Here is a 14,945-nt window from a genome sequence, read left to right on the forward strand (position 1 = left end):
AAAGCGATGGGCGTGGGCCATGACACACCTCCCGGGTTCCTGAGGGCGGCGCGTACTCCCAGCGTATGCGGCGTCACGGCAGCGTGGGATCGTACGCGTATCCGTTGCCACCTGCGGGAAAGCGCTGCATGGGAATCCTGCGAGAGAGTTCGTCATGTCTGGTTGGGAGGGGGTGAGAGGAGGAAGGCGCGGGCGTGTGCGTGCAGGTCTTCGAGTGCGTCCAGGATGACGGTGTGGTGGTGCCCGTCGAGCCAGGCTCCTGCCTGCTGGGCCGTCTCGTGGAGGGCGTGGGTGCGGGTGGGGTGGAGGTGGTGCTGCGGCAGGCGGTAGTGGGGGAGACGATGCCCAGGAGGCGGCCGTCCGGCGCGGTGATCGGGATGCTTTCGCAGGAGCGGGATCCTGAAGCAAGCATGGCTGCCCGGGAAGCGTCGGTGCAGGCGGGGTCCGCGGTGACGTCGAGGACGGTGACGGGCTGCGTGCGGGCCGCGGCCAGGGCACACGCTGATCCCCGGTCGCTTCGGACCTGGTCGAAGAAGTCGAGGAAGGCTTCGGTGTGGCCCTGCTGGGCGGCCATCCACAGCTCCTTTGTCCGCAGGTCAGCCAGTTGCGGGGGGCCCAGGTCCGACTGCGCGATCTGCAGCGCACGCTCCAGCACGGCGCTGACGACGTCACTCGGGTCTGCTGTCTCCGCGCTGTCAGAGGTGAGGTATGGCAGGGGCGGGGCAGGCTGACGGGGCCGGCCCGGGAACCAAGACGACCGCCTCGGTGCCGGGCGCCGGAGCGGTGATCAGGGCCGCGGCCGGTTGGTGCGGTGTGAGGCTGTGCTGCTGAGAGGCGTTCTTGATCAGGAGGAGTGCGGCTGCGACGTCGGTACTCCGGGGTAACGGGCCAGCACGATGCCGACGGCCTGGTGGGTCACCGCATGGGTGAGCAGTCGCCGACGAACGCCGCGCAGCGCTTTCTGACTGGGCACGGTGTCCTCCCTGCGCGGGAGCAGTACGACACGGGGCCGGCGGAGGCGGTGCAGGGCGGTGCATGAGCCCCACCAGCCTGTACTTCCCCGCTGCGAGGTCGCCCCTCTCAGGTTCTCTCCGGCCACGAAGGCTCAGCAACTTCCGCCCAGTGCAAGCTGCAGGCCCCGGTCGAGGCCGGCCGGCGAGGGGTCAGCCGGTCAGCGCTTGGTCGAGCGTTTCGTGGCAGTCGATGACGGTGTCGACGCCGACGAGTCGCAGGGTGCGCAGCACCGCGCCTCTCGGGCTTGCCAGGCGGAGCCAGCCGTCGGCCTCGGTCAGGGCGCGGTGTGCGGCGATGAGGACGTTGATGCCGGTGGAGTCCATGAAGGCCACCTGCCGCATATCCACGACGACACGGGGCCGGGGCATGCCGGTGAGGTCCAGGGCCTGGCTGAGCGTGTCACCGGTGTGGTGGTCGATCTCCCCAGCCACTGTCAGGACGTGGATGCCGTCGGTGGTGGTGGCCACGATGGACAGCTGCTCCGGCTGCGCAGCCTGTTCGGTGTCCGTCACTTCTTCCTCGGCCATGTCGGTGATCCTGGCACAGCTAGGTCTACATCCGGAATCCGCTGCCCCGTATGGATCGGGTGATGCCCGGGTGAGACGCAGGCAACACAAGGGAATCGTGTATCACTCTCGCTGGGGCGGGTAAGCGCGCGAAGTGTGAACGGGGTATTGAAGATGGCCACGATGAAAGCAGCGACTGTGGGTGAGGACGGCACCACGCCGGGCGACCGGCTTCTGCAGGCCACCATTGCCCTGGACGGGAACGACACGGTCATCGCCCAGGCCCGTCACCTGGCCGCCGACTTCCTGACCCGCGTCCAGGCCGACCACGGTCTGCACGTCTCGCAACGTGCCATGGACCTGACCCAGCTGGTGGTCAGCGAGCTGGTCACCAACGCCATCAAGTACGCTCCCGGCCCGGTGCTGCTCGATGTGCGGATCGTCGGCGACACGGTCGAGGTCGTGGTGTGGGACTCAGACCCGGTGCTTCCCATCGCCCGGGCCGCAGACGCCGGCCGAGTCGGACAGCACGGCCTGGAGATCGTCATGGCCGTCTGCCAGGGCTTCGAAGCCCAGCGGGAACCGGTCGGCAAACGCATCACCGCCCGCATCGCCCTGCTGGACGACCCAAGCGGCGCGGTCGCCGGCCGGCGCCCCCTGTAACAGCGGGACAGGCGCACAAGACGCACGGGACTTTCATGTGAGCGGGCCGTTAGCCGTACGCGGACCGGGCATCCGTACCGGGCTGTCTTCCGGGAGGGGGCCCGACACCGTGGTCATCGTTGCCTGCCTGCTACTGCCGGTGGCGGCTTTCGTGCTCTATGGGATGAACCGCATCGAGGACTGGCTGACGCGCACCCCGCAGCCAGCCCGCCACGCCCAGCCCTGGCACCTGCGCCTGATCCCAGGCGGCAAGCAAGAAACTCTTGTGCCTGCCCAGGCCAGTCATCGCCGGTCCGACGCCGCCTGACCGACGTCGGCAGCGGTCGGTAGGGAGACGCTCGTGGCCGAGTGGAGCCAGACAGCAGCCTTGCGGCGAACAGCGCTGTGCGATGCGCGAACCGGCCTGACGTTCAGCGTGCCAGGAACGTGGACCAGAGCCGTTTCGGTCTCATGGCGCTCGAGGCGCCAGCGCGCGTTGCACGGGCGCTTCGGCCCTATGCCGTATGGCTGTGTCCCCGCTGGCAGCAGCGCCCGTCTGCTGGTTGAGAACTGACTGCCGATCTAGCGGTCGGTGACGAGGCTGCGTCCCCAGGGCAGTGTGTGTCATGGGTGATTAAGCTGTGACGGCTGTCGGCGCGCATCTCCATGATGGTGCTGGTCTCGCGATCATCCCCGTCAGCCCGTGACACTCCTGTCGGGTCGCACGCTGACCTAAATGACCCCGGGCGGGGTCATGGCGCCCAGCCTCCGGGGGGAGACATACGGGCGCCTCAGGGGCAGGCCTGGTTTCCCCCCGTAACTGGGCCTGCCCTCGCTCGTCCCTGTCTGAATCGTCCGGCAGGCGGCCGCTGTACGGGACTGTGACACCAGCGATGGTCTTGGCGCTGTACGAGTGGACTCACGACCCAGGGGTCCCGTGGCGCTCGCTCGTCCCCCGTTTGAGCGAGCAGCCGCGTACAAGGGGCAGGCAGGTACGTCCCCCGTCGTCTGCCTGCCCCGCACGGGGGTGCTGTCGAAGGCTGTCGCACTCGGCCGCAGTGCCGGCCAGCCGGGCACCTGCGGCCGAAGGACCACGGCCCTGGGGGGTGGGAGCCGTGGAAGTACGAGCGTTGTGGTGATTGGGGTGGGTGTGCAGGCGCTGCTGGCGGACCGCTATCAGTTGCAGGAACGGCTGGGGCGCGGAGCGATGGGGGAGGTGTGGCGGGCCGCCGACCAGCTCCTGAAGCGCCCCGTGGCCATCAAGCTGCTGCATACGGAGGCGGCTGCGGACGCCGAGCGTTTCCGCCTGGAAGCACAGACCGCGGGCCGGCTCAACCACCCCAACGTCGTCGGCATGTACGACTTCGGCTCCCAGCACGACCGGTTCTACCTGGTCATGGAACTCGTCGACGGCTGGACCCTCGCCCAGGAACGGTCCCTGCGCGGTGTCCTGAACCCTCGGGACGCGGCTGCCATCGCCGCCCAGGCGGCAGCCGGCCTGGCCGCGGCGCATCAGCGCGGGGTGATCCACCGGGACATCAAGCCCGCCAACGTGATGCTGAGCCAGGACCGCACAGCGAAGATCGCCGACTTCGGGATCGCACGCTTCGCCGACGAGGCAGCCAGCGCTCTGACCGTCACCGGGAAGATCCTCGGCACCGCCGACTACCTCGCTCCCGAACGCGCCCTCGGGCGCCCCGCCCAGCCCGCGTCCGATGTCTACTCCCTCGGCTGCGTGCTGTACGAACTCCTCACCGGCAGGCCTCCGTTCCGCGGCGCGACCTCGCTGGCAGTGGTGCAGCAACACGTCAACGGCATTCCAGCACCGCCCAGCCGCCTGCGCCCCGAGATACCGCAGCAACTCTCCGACTACGTGCTGCTCCTGCTCGCCAAGGACCCGGCCCACCGGCCCACCGCCGAGCAGGCGGCCTACTGGCTCGCCGGCTCCCACCGGACACCGACCCCGCCCACACCCCGCAGCACCGCAACCACGCTTGCACCGCCCGCGCCCCCCGCTCCCAGCCCGCGGTTCCGTCCATCCCGGGCTGCGACGCACTCCCGCCCGCGAGGCCGCCGCAGACTGGCCACCCAAGCCACGCTCTGCGGCATCGGCCTGGCGCTCTTCGCCGCCGCGGCAGCACTGGGAGCCTCTATGCGATCCGGCGATGGCACCCCCTCATCGCCCTCGTTGCCCACCCCGGCACCGCCCTCCCCGGCTACGGTCACCTCCGCACCCGTAACCCGGACACCGTCCCCGCCTGCCGCATCCTCTGCCGCACCGGCCCGCAGCGTGCCGCCCGCGCGCGAACGGGGTGACGGCCAGGAGCACGAAGGCCGGGACAAGCACGGGTGGGGGAAAGACAAGAGGCAGCACTCCGACGACTGAGCCGCTGCCGACTGCGGCACAACAACCCCGCGCCGCCAGCGCGTCCAGCTCAGCGCACAATCACGGCCGACAGAGCCAAGGCCGCGGGAGGAGGCTCTGACAGACGGCTGCTGCCAGCTTCCGTCCGATCTCAAACCCGCCAGGCTGGGCCGCGAGCGGATCGGGGGACCGACCACGGCCCGCGCCGCCCCGTCCTCTACCTGCCGCCTCGATGAGCCGGAGCAGCCGCGCCCGGAAGCGGGCCGCGGCACACCGTCACGGCCGGACATGGCGCGGCAGCTCGGCGCTCGGCCGACTCGGGCCGGGCCGCGCCTCCCGTGGGAGGGGCGCGGTGCGCCACCTCCTGAGGATCCCTGAAGGCGTGTTGGCTCCCAAACAGCGGGAGACGTGTCGATGGATGTCCCGGTTACAGGCCGCAGGAGCCGCGGTCGAGGTGGAAGTAGCGGGCGTTGGCCCAGCGGCACAGCCGGATGCCGACGGTGACGCCGACGATGGTGACCAAGGCAGGGAGGTATCCGCCGGCGACTTGGACGATCGGGATGGCCGGGCACCCGCCGGAGATGGCCCAGCCCGTGCCGAACAGCACAGCGCCCGGGATCACGCCGGCGTGGATGCGCCCCGGGGTGCGGCGTATGCGCAGCAGAGCGAACGCGCACACGATGATCACGACGGCGCCGGCGAAGGAGAGGAGCATGCGCATGTCCTGGAAGGTGAACATGCGGTTCAGCTCGGCGTAGTCGCCGAAACCGATGTTGGAGACGGTGAAACCGAGAGCCAGCCCGGTGATGATGTTGGCCAGCAGAATCGCGCCCCGCGTACGCATCAGATCACCTTCCACAGCAGGAACGACACCGCGACGGCGGTACCGAAGAACACGGCGGTCGCAACGATGCTGACCGGGCGCAGGCGACCGCAGCCGTTGAGCCCGTGGCCGGAGCTGCACCCACCGGCCAGCCGAGTGCCGAAGCCGACAAGCACGCCTCCGACGAACAGCAGGACGAGCATGGTGATCGGGTCGGCGGTGACCAGGTCGCGAAAGCCCGGCCCCATGTCGAAACGGAGGTGGAACCGGCCAGAGGTGAGTGCGGCGATCAGTCCACCGAGGAAGATCGACACCAGTAGGGCAGCCTGGGTGACCAACGGGGCTGGACCCGGGCCGGCGACCGGGATGTCCTCACTCACCGTCGGCTCGGCGTCCGCTTCGAGTGGCTGTGACGTCCCGTATGCACCCGGCGGCACTGCGGGCGCGCCCGGGCTGGTACCGAAGTGCTCCGCCGTAGCCGCCGCGAGGGCTTCCGCCAGAGCATGCTCGTCGGTGAACTCCTCGTCCATCCTCTCCAGGCGCCGCTCCCTGCGCCAGTGCAGCACGCGGTCCCACGCGGACGACACCCCGAAGGACCGGTCCGTGGTGAGGGCGTAGTTGATGGTGATCAAGGCGAGCCCGGCAGCGCCGGCCCACCAGGGCCAGTAGCCGCTCATGCGGGACCTCCCATCCATTCGGTGAATCGAGCCCACAACCCGCGTTTCGCGCGGGCCCCTTGCCGCGCACGCCGGGACGGGCGGTCCTGAGGCTGAGGAAACTGCGGGGACGGTGACGGCCGGTGGACCGAGACGGAGATCGACGCAGACGCCGGCCCCAGCCGGCTCCCGGTTTCCGACGCCGCGGCCGCAGGCCCTGACGGCTGTGGTGGCCGAGCCGGTTCGGGCTGCGACCAGGACGCACTCTCAGGTGACCAGGGATGTGGCTGGGGCGGCGGGGCCTGACGGGGCCCTTGGTCGGCGGCGCCGGACCGGCCCGTGTCGGTGGACACGTCCTCGAGGTGTCGCGCACGGGCTCCGTTGGGCAGCAGACTGATCGGCACCCGCTCCCCGGTGAGCGACATCTCGTAGCGCGCGCAACCGAGCCAATGATCCTCGCTGTCGCAGTAGTAGTCGCGCCACCCTTGCAAGCTCGATCTGAGCAAGGGGAAAAGGGGGCAGCCTACGGCGTGCGAGCAACTCACGTTGCTCCCTTCTGACCGGCACACACCACCCGTTGGACTGAGCGGTTGCCCGTTCTCGGTTTCATGCCCTCGCCGCGCCAGGCCGACGATCCCAAAATGGCGCGGTGACGGCCTGTCAATGCGGAACGTCTCCTCCATTTTTCGGCCGGGCGTGATCGAACCACTGTGCCGGTGCCCCGAGCAACCTCAGGGGCCTGCGTCACCGTGATCGTTCGACCTCGCTGGGTGAGATATGTCATGCGACACCCAGAACCTACTGTCCCTAATAGCTGGATAAGGCCGTTAAAGCGCGCGGCATGCTCAGAGGCTGACGCGCGCTCATGGCCGGACCTGACGCTGACAGGGCCAGCAATTCGTGGAGACCGTGCCCATTCGGAGGTTCATCGTGGTGAAAATGTGAAATTCGGCTGTGACGAAACTGTTGATATTACTGAGCCGTACAACAGGGTCGGCGCCAACGGAGGAAACCATGTGCCAACGTGCTGTCTGCAGGTCATGCCAGAAGGTGACCTACGAGGGCTGCGGAAGACACGTGGAGCAAGTACTCGCCGACGTACCGACGCTTCAGCGATGCACGTGCGAGCCGACGCCGCGCACGAGTGCGCGCGCAGCGGAGCCGATACCTCGAACGGGTCCGGCACCGGTCCGACCGGACACCAAGGACGGCTGGTGGGGCCAGCTCGTCGCTTGGATGAAAAGCCCAGCATGACGTCAGCACAAGCTCCCCTCTGTGGGACGGTTCGGCGACGTCGACCGGCCGATGTACACGCGCCTCTTTGACCCGGAGTGCTTGGACTGGACCGGTAGAACTCCGTCCCGCCGCCCCGGTCGGTCCCGCCACCCCGAAGGCCAACCGCCTCGTCCTGAACGGGCCCTCGACGACCGGGCCGGGGATCAGGTTCCCCCGCTGGTGCCGCGTGGCGGATCAGCAAGGGCCTCGAACACGGCCTCGCCGCCCCCCGCTGCGCGATGTCCGGTGACCGGCGTGCTCTGTTCGGCACTGTCCTGTGATCACTGCTGTGATGTCGGCCCGGGCGGTGCGGAGCCGGCGGGTGACTTCGGCTCTTGTGCGGGGGAGCGGACAGCGCCAGCGGCAGCAGTACGTCCGCCAGAAGTCTGCCCATACGATGACCGTGTGACAGCTCGCCGCATTCTTGGCTCTGGCCCGCAGGCCGCGCACGCCGTACGCGCGGGCCAGGCCTACTTGATCGACATCCTGCTGCTTGGGAAACCCACGGCGACGGCCTCGACCCCGCTGCGGGTCCTTGGAGCCGGGGGCTGCACTGACGAGGAGCCTTCTGCCTGAATCGGCTTACCGGCTGGCTTCGGTGTGTTCGCGAATCGCTTGTGCCACATCGAGCGGCCTCGCCGCCCGCCGCTCGGGGGATCGCCTCATCAGGATGAACTCTCCCACCGGAGAAACGACCGCACCACTTCCGGCGGCGCCGCCTTTTTGCGAGTGCTGATTCCCGGGGCCTCCCGGGGCGGTGCCGCGGGAGGCCTGACGCGATCGGCACGGGTAAGGACTGGATCCGCTTTGTCCAGCAGCGGGCCCTGGCCTCTGTGAGCGGGGTCTTGCTCGGCGCCGGGGTGAGGTCTTCGGGGTGTTATGCCTCGATCGTGACGGTGGCGTTGCTGGTGGCGATGGGAGGGGTGCCGATCCGGATGCCTACGCGTACGGCGCCGGGCGCGGCGTCGGATTCGACTTCCATTTCGGGGTAGAGGACGGCCCACTTGCCAGGGTCCAGGTCGAGGGCAGCGCCCCGGATCGTCAGGGTGCGGTTGCCGTTGGAGCGTTGACCGGACAGTTCGATCTCGCCTGTCGCCCCTTCGCTGGACATCATCACCCGGTTCTCGGTGAACCACAGGCCCTCGGGGGCGGTGAAGACGATGTCCTGGGGGCCGATCCGAGTGCGTCCGGTGTTGGTGAGGGTGAGCACGACGGGGTATGCCCATTGCTGGCCGGGCTGTACCCGTGACTGGTCGAGCCGGGTCTGGGTGATGCGGACACCGGGCTGGGCGGTGGTGCCGGTGACCTTGGCCAGGATCTGTACGGGGGCGCGGCGGCCGATGCTGGCCGAGCCGTCGCTTGCCAGGCCGGGGGTGGCGTCGGGCTGAGCTTGCAGGCCGAGGCTGTAGACGAGGGTGCCGGCGTCGGTGTCGGCGGTGTTGAGGTGGGGGTTGTCGCGGATGACGAGGGTGCGGCCGGAGTCGTAGATCTCGTGTTCCAGCTCGCCGGTGATCGCGCCTTGGACGGTGTCGGGGTAGGTGTAGGTGGGCCGGCCGGTGAAGGCGAAGCCGGTGGGCGCGGTGAAGCGCTGGGTGATGATGCCGGGGTTGACGGGCTGGCCGACGGGTGAGACGTAGCGCAGGAGGACACGGGCGGACTGGCCGGGAGCGGCTTCCGGGATGTTCTCCTGGTAGATGGTCAGGGCGCGTTCGTCGGCGACCGGTTCGGGGACGACGACGGTGACGGGCAGGGTGAAGCTGTTGTCCTTGAGGTTGAGGTCGCCGCCGTACTGGATCTCCAGTGTGGATTCGTACGTGCCCGGCTTGGCGGTGTCGACGGCGCGGACGCGGAACACGCCGTCAAGGGAGCCCTTGTTGGGGGCCAGGTCGGTGCCTGGGAAGGTGCGGGTGAGGCGCCGTCCGTTGTTCTCCTGGGCGCTTTCCAGGCCGTCGGCCAGAGTGAGCACGACCGTGATGTGTTCGCCGCTGGCGATGGCGGGGCCGCGGTTGTGGATCCGGGCGCCCAGGTCGAACTCCTGGCGGCGGGGGACCATGACGGGCAGGACGAGCTCGCCGTACAGGTCGGCGATGGGCGGGGGCGGCGGGGTCATGGTCGCCGCTGCGAACACCTTCCGCACGCGATGGTTCGCAGAGTCACCGATGTACAGGTCGCCGGTGGGGGCCACGGCCACGCCGTAGGGGTAGTAGAGCTGCTGGCCCACCGCGGGTCCTCCGTCGGCGATGTAGCCGGCGACGCCGTTGCCGGCGACGGTGGTGATGATGCCGTTCGGTGTCACCTTGCGCACCCGGTGGTTGTGGCCGTCGCCGATGTAGAGGTTGCCCGCCCCGTCCACGGCCACATGCGCGGGGTAGTGCAAAGTCGTGGCGACGGCGGGTCCTCCGTCGGCGATGTAGCCGGCGACGCCGTTGCCGGCGACGGTGGTGATGATCCCCTGGGGTGTCACCTTGCGCACTCGGTGGTTGTAGCGGTCGGCGATGTAGAGGTTTCCGTCCCCGTCCACCGCCATTCCCCAGGGATAGTTGAGTTTGGTGGCGACGGCGGGGCCGCCGTCTGAGACGAACCCGGCCTGGCCGTTGCCGGCGACGGTGGTGATGATCCCGTCGGGTGTCACCTTGCGGACCCGGTGGTTGCCGTAGTCGGCGATGTAGAGGTTCCCCGAGCCGTCCACCGCCACCCCGATCGGGGCGTTGAGTTTGGTGGCGACGGCGGGGCCGCCGTCGGAGACGAACCCGGCCTGGCCGTTGCCGGCGACGGTGGTGATCATCCCGTCGGGTGTCACCTTGCGGACCCGGTGGTTGGAGTAGTCGGCGATGTAGAGGTTCCCCGACCCGTCCACCGCCACGGAATGCGGGGCGTTGAGTCTGGTGGCGACGGCGGGGCCGCCGTCGGAGACGAACCCGGCCTGGCCGTTGCCGGCGACCGTGGTGATGATCCCGCTGGGTGTCACCCTGCGGACACGGTGGTTACTGGCATCGGCGATGTAGAGGTTCCCCTCCCTGTCCACCGCCACGGAATGCGGGTTGTACAGCTTGGTGCCGACAGCCGGGCCGCCGTCCACGACGAATCCCGCTTCGCCGTTTCCGGCCGCTGTGATGATCGTTCCGTCGGGGAATGCCGCTGTGGCGGGAGTTCTGGTGGTCATCGCTGTTCCTCCTGTTGTGGTGCGGGGCGCGGCGCCGGCCGGTGTTCCGGTGGAGGCGGGCCCCGGGCTGTTACGACCGCGCTCGGACTGCGCTCGACGCGCGGAGTACGTTGGGGACGGCCATGCGTGGGAGACGGCTGGCATAGCGCTCGGCCCGGCGGCAGCCGAGCGACATCCGGGTCAGGGGACCTCCACCCAGGCGTCGGTCGTGGTTCGCTCTCCCGGCAGCCGCAGAGCCAGCCGCTCCGGCGCGATCTGGCGCCGACGGTCGGTGAGGACCGTGCCGGTTCGGCGTCGCGGCAGCAGCTTGCACACCGACACCCCGGCCATGAGCAGGGTGGTGGCCGCGACCACGGTGGCGAGGGTGTCGAAGCCGGAACGTCGCCGGGAGGCGAGCGCGGAGGCTCCGCCGGCTCCCAGAGCACTGGCCAGTGGCACACCTGCGTACACGGATCTCCCGTCTCATCTCCCGCCCGTCATCCCCGCACGCCGCCACCGCTGCTCTGGCTATCCGGGATGGCGTTGGGGGCAGTGCCGGTCCTGTCAGGTTGCGCACCAGCGCTCCTCACGCCGCCGGGCCATGTCCCACAGGGAGCGCACGTACACCGCGTGCTGGAACAGGTCGTAGACCAGCTCGACGGCGAGGGTGCCCGCCAGCAGCTGGGACCTGAAGCCCGCTCCGCGGGCGGTGACGACCTTCTCCGCGACGAAGATCAGGCCGATGGCGACCCAGAACGGGGAGAACTCGGGGCGGCCGCGGGCCAGCATCCACCCGGTGAAGCACAGGTACATGGCCAGGGCCAGCACGGACAGCCCCATGAGCCCCTGGCGGACGATGTACGGGGCGGTGACTCTGGTGAAGCCGTAGTCCCGCAGGTTCTCCAGAGCCCCGCGCTGCCAGCGCAGGCGCTGGTGCCACAGCTTCGGCACGGTGATCATCACCTCGGTGACCACCCGGCAACCCGGAGGCGAGACGGTGCGGTAGCCGAGGGTGCGTACGGCCTTGGTGATCTCGTCGTCCTCGGTGAGCGAGGCCAGCGAGTAGTAGGAGGCGCCGCCGCCAATGAGACCGTCCAGGCGCGCCTGCCTGATCTGCAGCAGGGTCGATACGCGGAACAGCGTCGCGGTCCCAGTGAGGACATCGGCCCGGTAGGAGCGCCGTGCGATCTCCCGGGCGTAGCGCTGGAACTCGATCCGCTGCAGGACGCCGAGCAGCCCCCCGCCCGGCTCGCCGTAGAAGATCCCGCCGACCGCCCCCACATCCGCGGTCATCGCCTCGACGGCGCAGGCAACGAAGGACGGGGCGAGGGTGGTGTCGGCGTCCTGGACGAGGACGAGGTCATCGGCAGCCAGCCCGCCAAGGACCCGGTCCAGGGCTTGGTTGAGCGCCCCGGCCTTCTTGTCACGGTTGCCTGCGGACTCCACCACCACCGCCCCGGCCCGTCGACCGATGTCCACGGTCGCGTCGGTGCAGCCGTCGGCCACCACGACGATCCGGTCCGGCTGCCGGCTCTGCGCCCGCAGGGCCGTGATGGCCGCGCCGATGCGGTCGGCCTCGTTGTGTGCGGGGATCAGCGCGATGATCCGCGGTGCCGCCATGCTGCGAGGAGAGGGCCACACGCGGGCATGATGCGTGGGTCTTCGCATAACCGTGCTCCTGACCGCGCGCCCGCATCACCGAGCGCACCAGGGGACAGTGCCAAGGGGACTGCGCTTATGGGGACGTGGTGTACACAGGCAAGCGCCCGACAGGGGCGTGGCACGCAGACCACCCCCTACGGCTCCTGAGGATGCGGCTGCCAGGCGGCCGCCGCACCGAGCCGCAGCCATGTCGGCGCATGCCTGCTCGCTGGTGTTACCCAGCGACCGCCGGACGGACTTTCATCCGGCATATGCATCCCTTCCACCGTGGGGGACGGCTCGCGGGACTCCTCACTCGAACGGAGCAGGACCTGCCGAAGCACAAAGCGCTGCGTTTCCCGCTCCGGCGCACCACCCCAAGCACGCACGCGCCCCCCACCCCGGCCAGCCCCGAGCACGGCAGCGCCCACGCCGCCGTGCATACCTCCTGCACGCGGGCGGAGCGCCGGAAGCAGACTTGACCACCGGGACCTGCACTGGCTGAGTGCGGCCATCGCCCGCGAGTACCTGCACACAGCCCTGTTGCAGCGAGCTCTGCCTCGCGCAGACCTGCCGCACCCGCGACCTGGCCACGGAAACTGATGGTCTTCGCCGTCGGCCTTGGCCTCCCTGCCCTGTCCCATGGACCGCTGCGGCGGTCTCCGCCCTCGACGCGCTTGGGCGAGCCGTCCTAGGCTGCCGTCGCCCGCTGATCACGCCCGAGCGCCACACAGGCCCGATCCGGACACAACGTGACAAGGAAGAGCGCCGAGGTCCCGCCGCGCCGCCCCCGGTAGACAGACGGGTTTGGCAGCCGGTGGCACGGAGGCGGCAGGCGAGGCGCACTGTCCGTGCAGGCACTCGTGATCTTAGGATCACGGTACGGCTTTCCCCGACGGATACGGGCCCTGTCACGTCACGGCTCGAGACATCGCGCCATGGAACTCACTTGGGTGGTAAGAACCATGGCCGAGGTGGATAGCGCCTTCCAGACGCGGGAGCCATACCGGGTCTGGCACTGCAGGGAGGCAAGCAACCACCCACGTCCGCACCTGTTCTGACAAACATCACATGACCCTGCCTCGAGGCCTGGATGAAACTTCTCCTGCCCGTCACTCTTGATGAAGTAGTCGCTGTCTGGCTTGGCGCTGAGGTTGACTCCAATCGGTTCGGCGCCATCGTGTGCAGCATGCTGCGGCGCGACGGTCTGCCAGCCGCGCTGGTGACAGACCCGGACCTCACCGACGAGCAGGCGAACGCCGCTCGGCTGGGTCTGCTACGCGAATACCGTGGATTTGACCAGGCGGATACCTCCTTGGAGACCTACAGCGGAGGGCTACCCGTACGGGATCTGGCCTGGTGGCGGGTGAGCATCGACGCGGCTGACGTGGCTCGTCTGCACTACATCAACTGGGACTACTGGGTGGCAGTCACCGGCGGCACCCGGCTGGCGGCCACGTTCGCGTCGGCGAAGCTGGCCGAACCGGATGAGGCTGATGCATTCGATACTTTGCGCGACGCCTTCGTAGCCGGGGCTCCGGTCCCTGAGATCATTCTGGTTGACTCCGGTCCTGACACGCGAGTCGTCATTCTGGAGGGCCACGTACGAGCCACCGCCATGGCGATGGCCGGCGACGACCTGAAGGAGCGCACGGCGCTTCTGGGCCGCAGCGAAGTGGTCGCAGACCAGTGGTTTTACTGACTCGGCGGCGGTCGGGATCGGCGGCCTGACCGCCTTGGAGTCAGAGTGAGCAGGAACCGTCCGCTGGGGTGGGCGAGGAGGGGCGGGCGGCGTGGATGGCGTGGACGGCGGTCCAGGAGTGCCCGAACCGCAGGAGTTCGGTAGCGGTGACCGCAGTGCGCGACACTCGCCTCCCCTGGAGCATCGAAGAAGTGCGCGGCACATCGGGCCATAGGTGAGCGTGGCAGACCTCAGCCATGGACGTGGTCGTCCTGCCGTAGCCGAGGCTCCAGCAGGCGCAGCGCGCCCTTCGCCGCTCCCGCCAAGAGACGCCCAGGAGCACGTCCGGCCGCCACCACGCCCGGCCTGAGCTCAGCTAGCGATCAGCTCACGCCGCGTGGTGGCGTTTTGTGCCTGTGTGCCGCCACCGACTCCGCCTCGTGCCCGTTGGAGTGGCAGTTGTATCTGCCGCGTGAGTGGACGGACGAGCCGGACCGATGCCGCAGGGCAGGTGTCCCCGACGATGTGGTGCACCGGGAGAAGTGGCGTCTCGCGCTCGGCCTCCTGGACACCCTCGCCCAGTGGCGGCTGAAGGCGCCGGTCGTGGTCGCCGACGCCGGCTACGGCGTCAGCACCCCCTTTCCGGCTCGGTCTTGAGGAGCGAGGACTGTCCTATGTCCTGGCCCTGAACGGGAAGGAAGTCGCCCACCGGGAGGATGCCGAGCCGCACCAGCCTGCTTATGGCGGGCTCGGACCGCCCACCCTTCCCCGCTACCGCACCCCACCGCGAGCCGTCTGCGTCCTCGCAGCGCAGGCGGGTGCGGAGCGGTTCACCGAGGTGACCTGGAGGCAGGGCAGCAAAGACACGATGACCTCGCGGTTCGCGGTGCTGACAGTGCGGCCCGCGCGCAAGCAGTCCCTGGCCGCAGCTCAGGAGGCGGGCGGCGGCCGCAACCGGTGGGACGGCGTCCTGCCCGTCCGACCCTCAGGCGGCTCGACCCAAAAGTCCGCGCACCGGCCCGACCCTCTACCAGGTCCTCGATGCTCTTCAGGACCTGCTGAGGTGCTGCACCGGTACATGCTTCACCTGCGGACGCCGCCTGCCCAGCCCTCGGAGCATCCGCAGACAGCCCAGAACCTAACGAAGCACTACTAGCCGTGGTCGAGCGGACCACGACCTCGCCGTACTCGTCGGCCTCG

At 69.3% G+C, this 14,945-nt stretch carries 15 protein-coding genes; 6 read left to right on the plus strand and 9 right to left on the minus strand.

Annotated elements, in window-relative coordinates:
• Nucleotides 1–73: 73 nt before the first annotated feature.
• From ABZ478_RS37435 to ABZ478_RS37445, 3 genes are all read right to left on the minus strand, one after another.
• Complete coding sequence (locus tag ABZ478_RS37435; protein ID WP_359556993.1) at nt 74–655, minus strand: hypothetical protein; 582 nt, start codon at nt 653–655, stop codon at nt 74–76.
• A 189-nt stretch (nt 656–844) separates the two neighbouring features.
• Entirely contained in the window at nt 845–973 is a 129-nt protein-coding gene (locus ABZ478_RS37440; protein WP_359556996.1) for a hypothetical protein, read from the minus strand.
• Nucleotides 974–1,163: 190 nt separating this feature from the next.
• Entirely contained in the window at nt 1,164–1,541 is a 378-nt protein-coding gene (locus ABZ478_RS37445; protein ID WP_359556998.1) for an STAS domain-containing protein, read from the minus strand.
• A 162-nt stretch (nt 1,542–1,703) separates the two neighbouring features.
• On the opposite strand from ABZ478_RS37445, the gene ABZ478_RS37450 reads away from it, so the two are divergent.
• From ABZ478_RS37450 to ABZ478_RS37460, 3 genes are all read left to right on the plus strand, one after another.
• Nucleotides 1,704–2,183: an ATP-binding protein gene (locus ABZ478_RS37450; protein WP_359557001.1), complete on the plus strand. Its 480-nt coding sequence runs from the start codon at nt 1,704–1,706 to the stop codon at nt 2,181–2,183.
• Between the two features lie 109 nt (nt 2,184–2,292).
• A complete protein-coding gene (locus ABZ478_RS37455; RefSeq protein WP_359557004.1) occupies nt 2,293–2,490 on the plus strand; it encodes a hypothetical protein in 198 nt (65 codons plus the stop codon).
• An 804-nt stretch (nt 2,491–3,294) separates the two neighbouring features.
• Entirely contained in the window at nt 3,295–4,548 is a 1,254-nt protein-coding gene (locus ABZ478_RS37460) for a protein kinase (protein ID WP_359557006.1), read from the plus strand.
• A gap of 406 nt (nt 4,549–4,954) precedes the next feature.
• On the opposite strand, the gene ABZ478_RS37465 is transcribed toward ABZ478_RS37460, so the two are convergent.
• From ABZ478_RS37465 to ABZ478_RS37485, 5 genes are all read right to left on the minus strand, one after another.
• On the minus strand, nt 4,955–5,371 hold the full coding sequence (locus tag ABZ478_RS37465) for a YeeE/YedE thiosulfate transporter family protein (protein WP_359557009.1): 417 nt from the start codon (nt 5,369–5,371) through the stop codon (nt 4,955–4,957).
• Entirely contained in the window at nt 5,371–6,027 is a 657-nt protein-coding gene (locus tag ABZ478_RS37470; protein ID WP_359557011.1) for a YeeE/YedE thiosulfate transporter family protein, read from the minus strand. The genes ABZ478_RS37465 and ABZ478_RS37470 overlap by 1 nt, the downstream gene beginning before the upstream one ends.
• A 2,131-nt stretch (nt 6,028–8,158) precedes the next feature.
• Nucleotides 8,159–10,444, minus strand: a complete 2,286-nt coding sequence (locus ABZ478_RS37475; RefSeq protein ID WP_359557013.1) for an NHL repeat-containing protein — start codon at nt 10,442–10,444, stop codon at nt 8,159–8,161.
• Between the two features lie 180 nt (nt 10,445–10,624).
• The gene (locus ABZ478_RS37480; RefSeq protein WP_359557016.1) at nt 10,625–10,894 is read right to left on the minus strand and encodes a hypothetical protein; all 270 of its coding nucleotides are present in this window, start codon (nt 10,892–10,894) and stop codon (nt 10,625–10,627) included.
• Between the two features lie 93 nt (nt 10,895–10,987).
• A complete protein-coding gene (locus ABZ478_RS37485) occupies nt 10,988–12,043 on the minus strand; it encodes a glycosyltransferase family 2 protein (protein ID WP_359557017.1) in 1,056 nt (351 codons plus the stop codon).
• Nucleotides 12,044–13,157: 1,114 nt separating this feature from the next.
• On the opposite strand from ABZ478_RS37485, the gene ABZ478_RS37490 reads away from it, so the two are divergent.
• Nucleotides 13,158–13,766: a hypothetical protein gene (locus ABZ478_RS37490; protein ID WP_359557019.1), complete on the plus strand. Its 609-nt coding sequence runs from the start codon at nt 13,158–13,160 to the stop codon at nt 13,764–13,766.
• A gap of 40 nt (nt 13,767–13,806) precedes the next feature.
• Here the strand turns inward: ABZ478_RS37490 and ABZ478_RS37495 are convergent, their stop codons facing one another.
• The gene (locus tag ABZ478_RS37495) at nt 13,807–13,932 is read right to left on the minus strand and encodes a hypothetical protein (protein ID WP_359557021.1); all 126 of its coding nucleotides are present in this window, start codon (nt 13,930–13,932) and stop codon (nt 13,807–13,809) included.
• A gap of 272 nt (nt 13,933–14,204) precedes the next feature.
• On the opposite strand from ABZ478_RS37495, the gene ABZ478_RS37500 reads away from it, so the two are divergent.
• On the plus strand, nt 14,205–14,402 hold the full coding sequence (locus ABZ478_RS37500; protein WP_359557023.1) for a transposase: 198 nt from the start codon (nt 14,205–14,207) through the stop codon (nt 14,400–14,402).
• Between the two features lie 28 nt (nt 14,403–14,430).
• Nucleotides 14,431–14,901, plus strand: a complete 471-nt coding sequence (locus ABZ478_RS37505; protein WP_359557060.1) for a transposase — start codon at nt 14,431–14,433, stop codon at nt 14,899–14,901.
• Nucleotides 14,902–14,945: the final 44 nt, after the last annotated feature.

The organism is Streptomyces sp. NPDC005706 (assembly GCF_040631045.1).
In the GTDB taxonomy this organism is placed as follows: domain Bacteria; phylum Actinomycetota; class Actinomycetes; order Streptomycetales; family Streptomycetaceae; genus Streptomyces.

Coding starts and splice junctions, on each gene's coding strand:
- ABZ478_RS37445 (WP_359556998.1), bottom strand. CDS start 1,541: ATGGCCGAGGAAGAAGTGACGGACACCGAACAGGCTGCGCAGCCGGAG.
- ABZ478_RS37450 (WP_359557001.1), top strand. CDS start 1,704: ATGAAAGCAGCGACTGTGGGTGAGGACGGCACCACGCCGGGCGACCGG.
- ABZ478_RS37465 (WP_359557009.1), bottom strand. CDS start 5,371: ATGCGTACGCGGGGCGCGATTCTGCTGGCCAACATCATCACCGGGCTG.
- ABZ478_RS37470 (WP_359557011.1), bottom strand. CDS start 6,027: ATGAGCGGCTACTGGCCCTGGTGGGCCGGCGCTGCCGGGCTCGCCTTG.
- ABZ478_RS37475 (WP_359557013.1), bottom strand. CDS start 10,444: ATGACCACCAGAACTCCCGCCACAGCGGCATTCCCCGACGGAACGATC.
- ABZ478_RS37485 (WP_359557017.1), bottom strand. CDS start 12,043: ATGGCGGCACCGCGGATCATCGCGCTGATCCCCGCACACAACGAGGCC.
- ABZ478_RS37490 (WP_359557019.1), top strand. CDS start 13,158: ATGAAACTTCTCCTGCCCGTCACTCTTGATGAAGTAGTCGCTGTCTGG.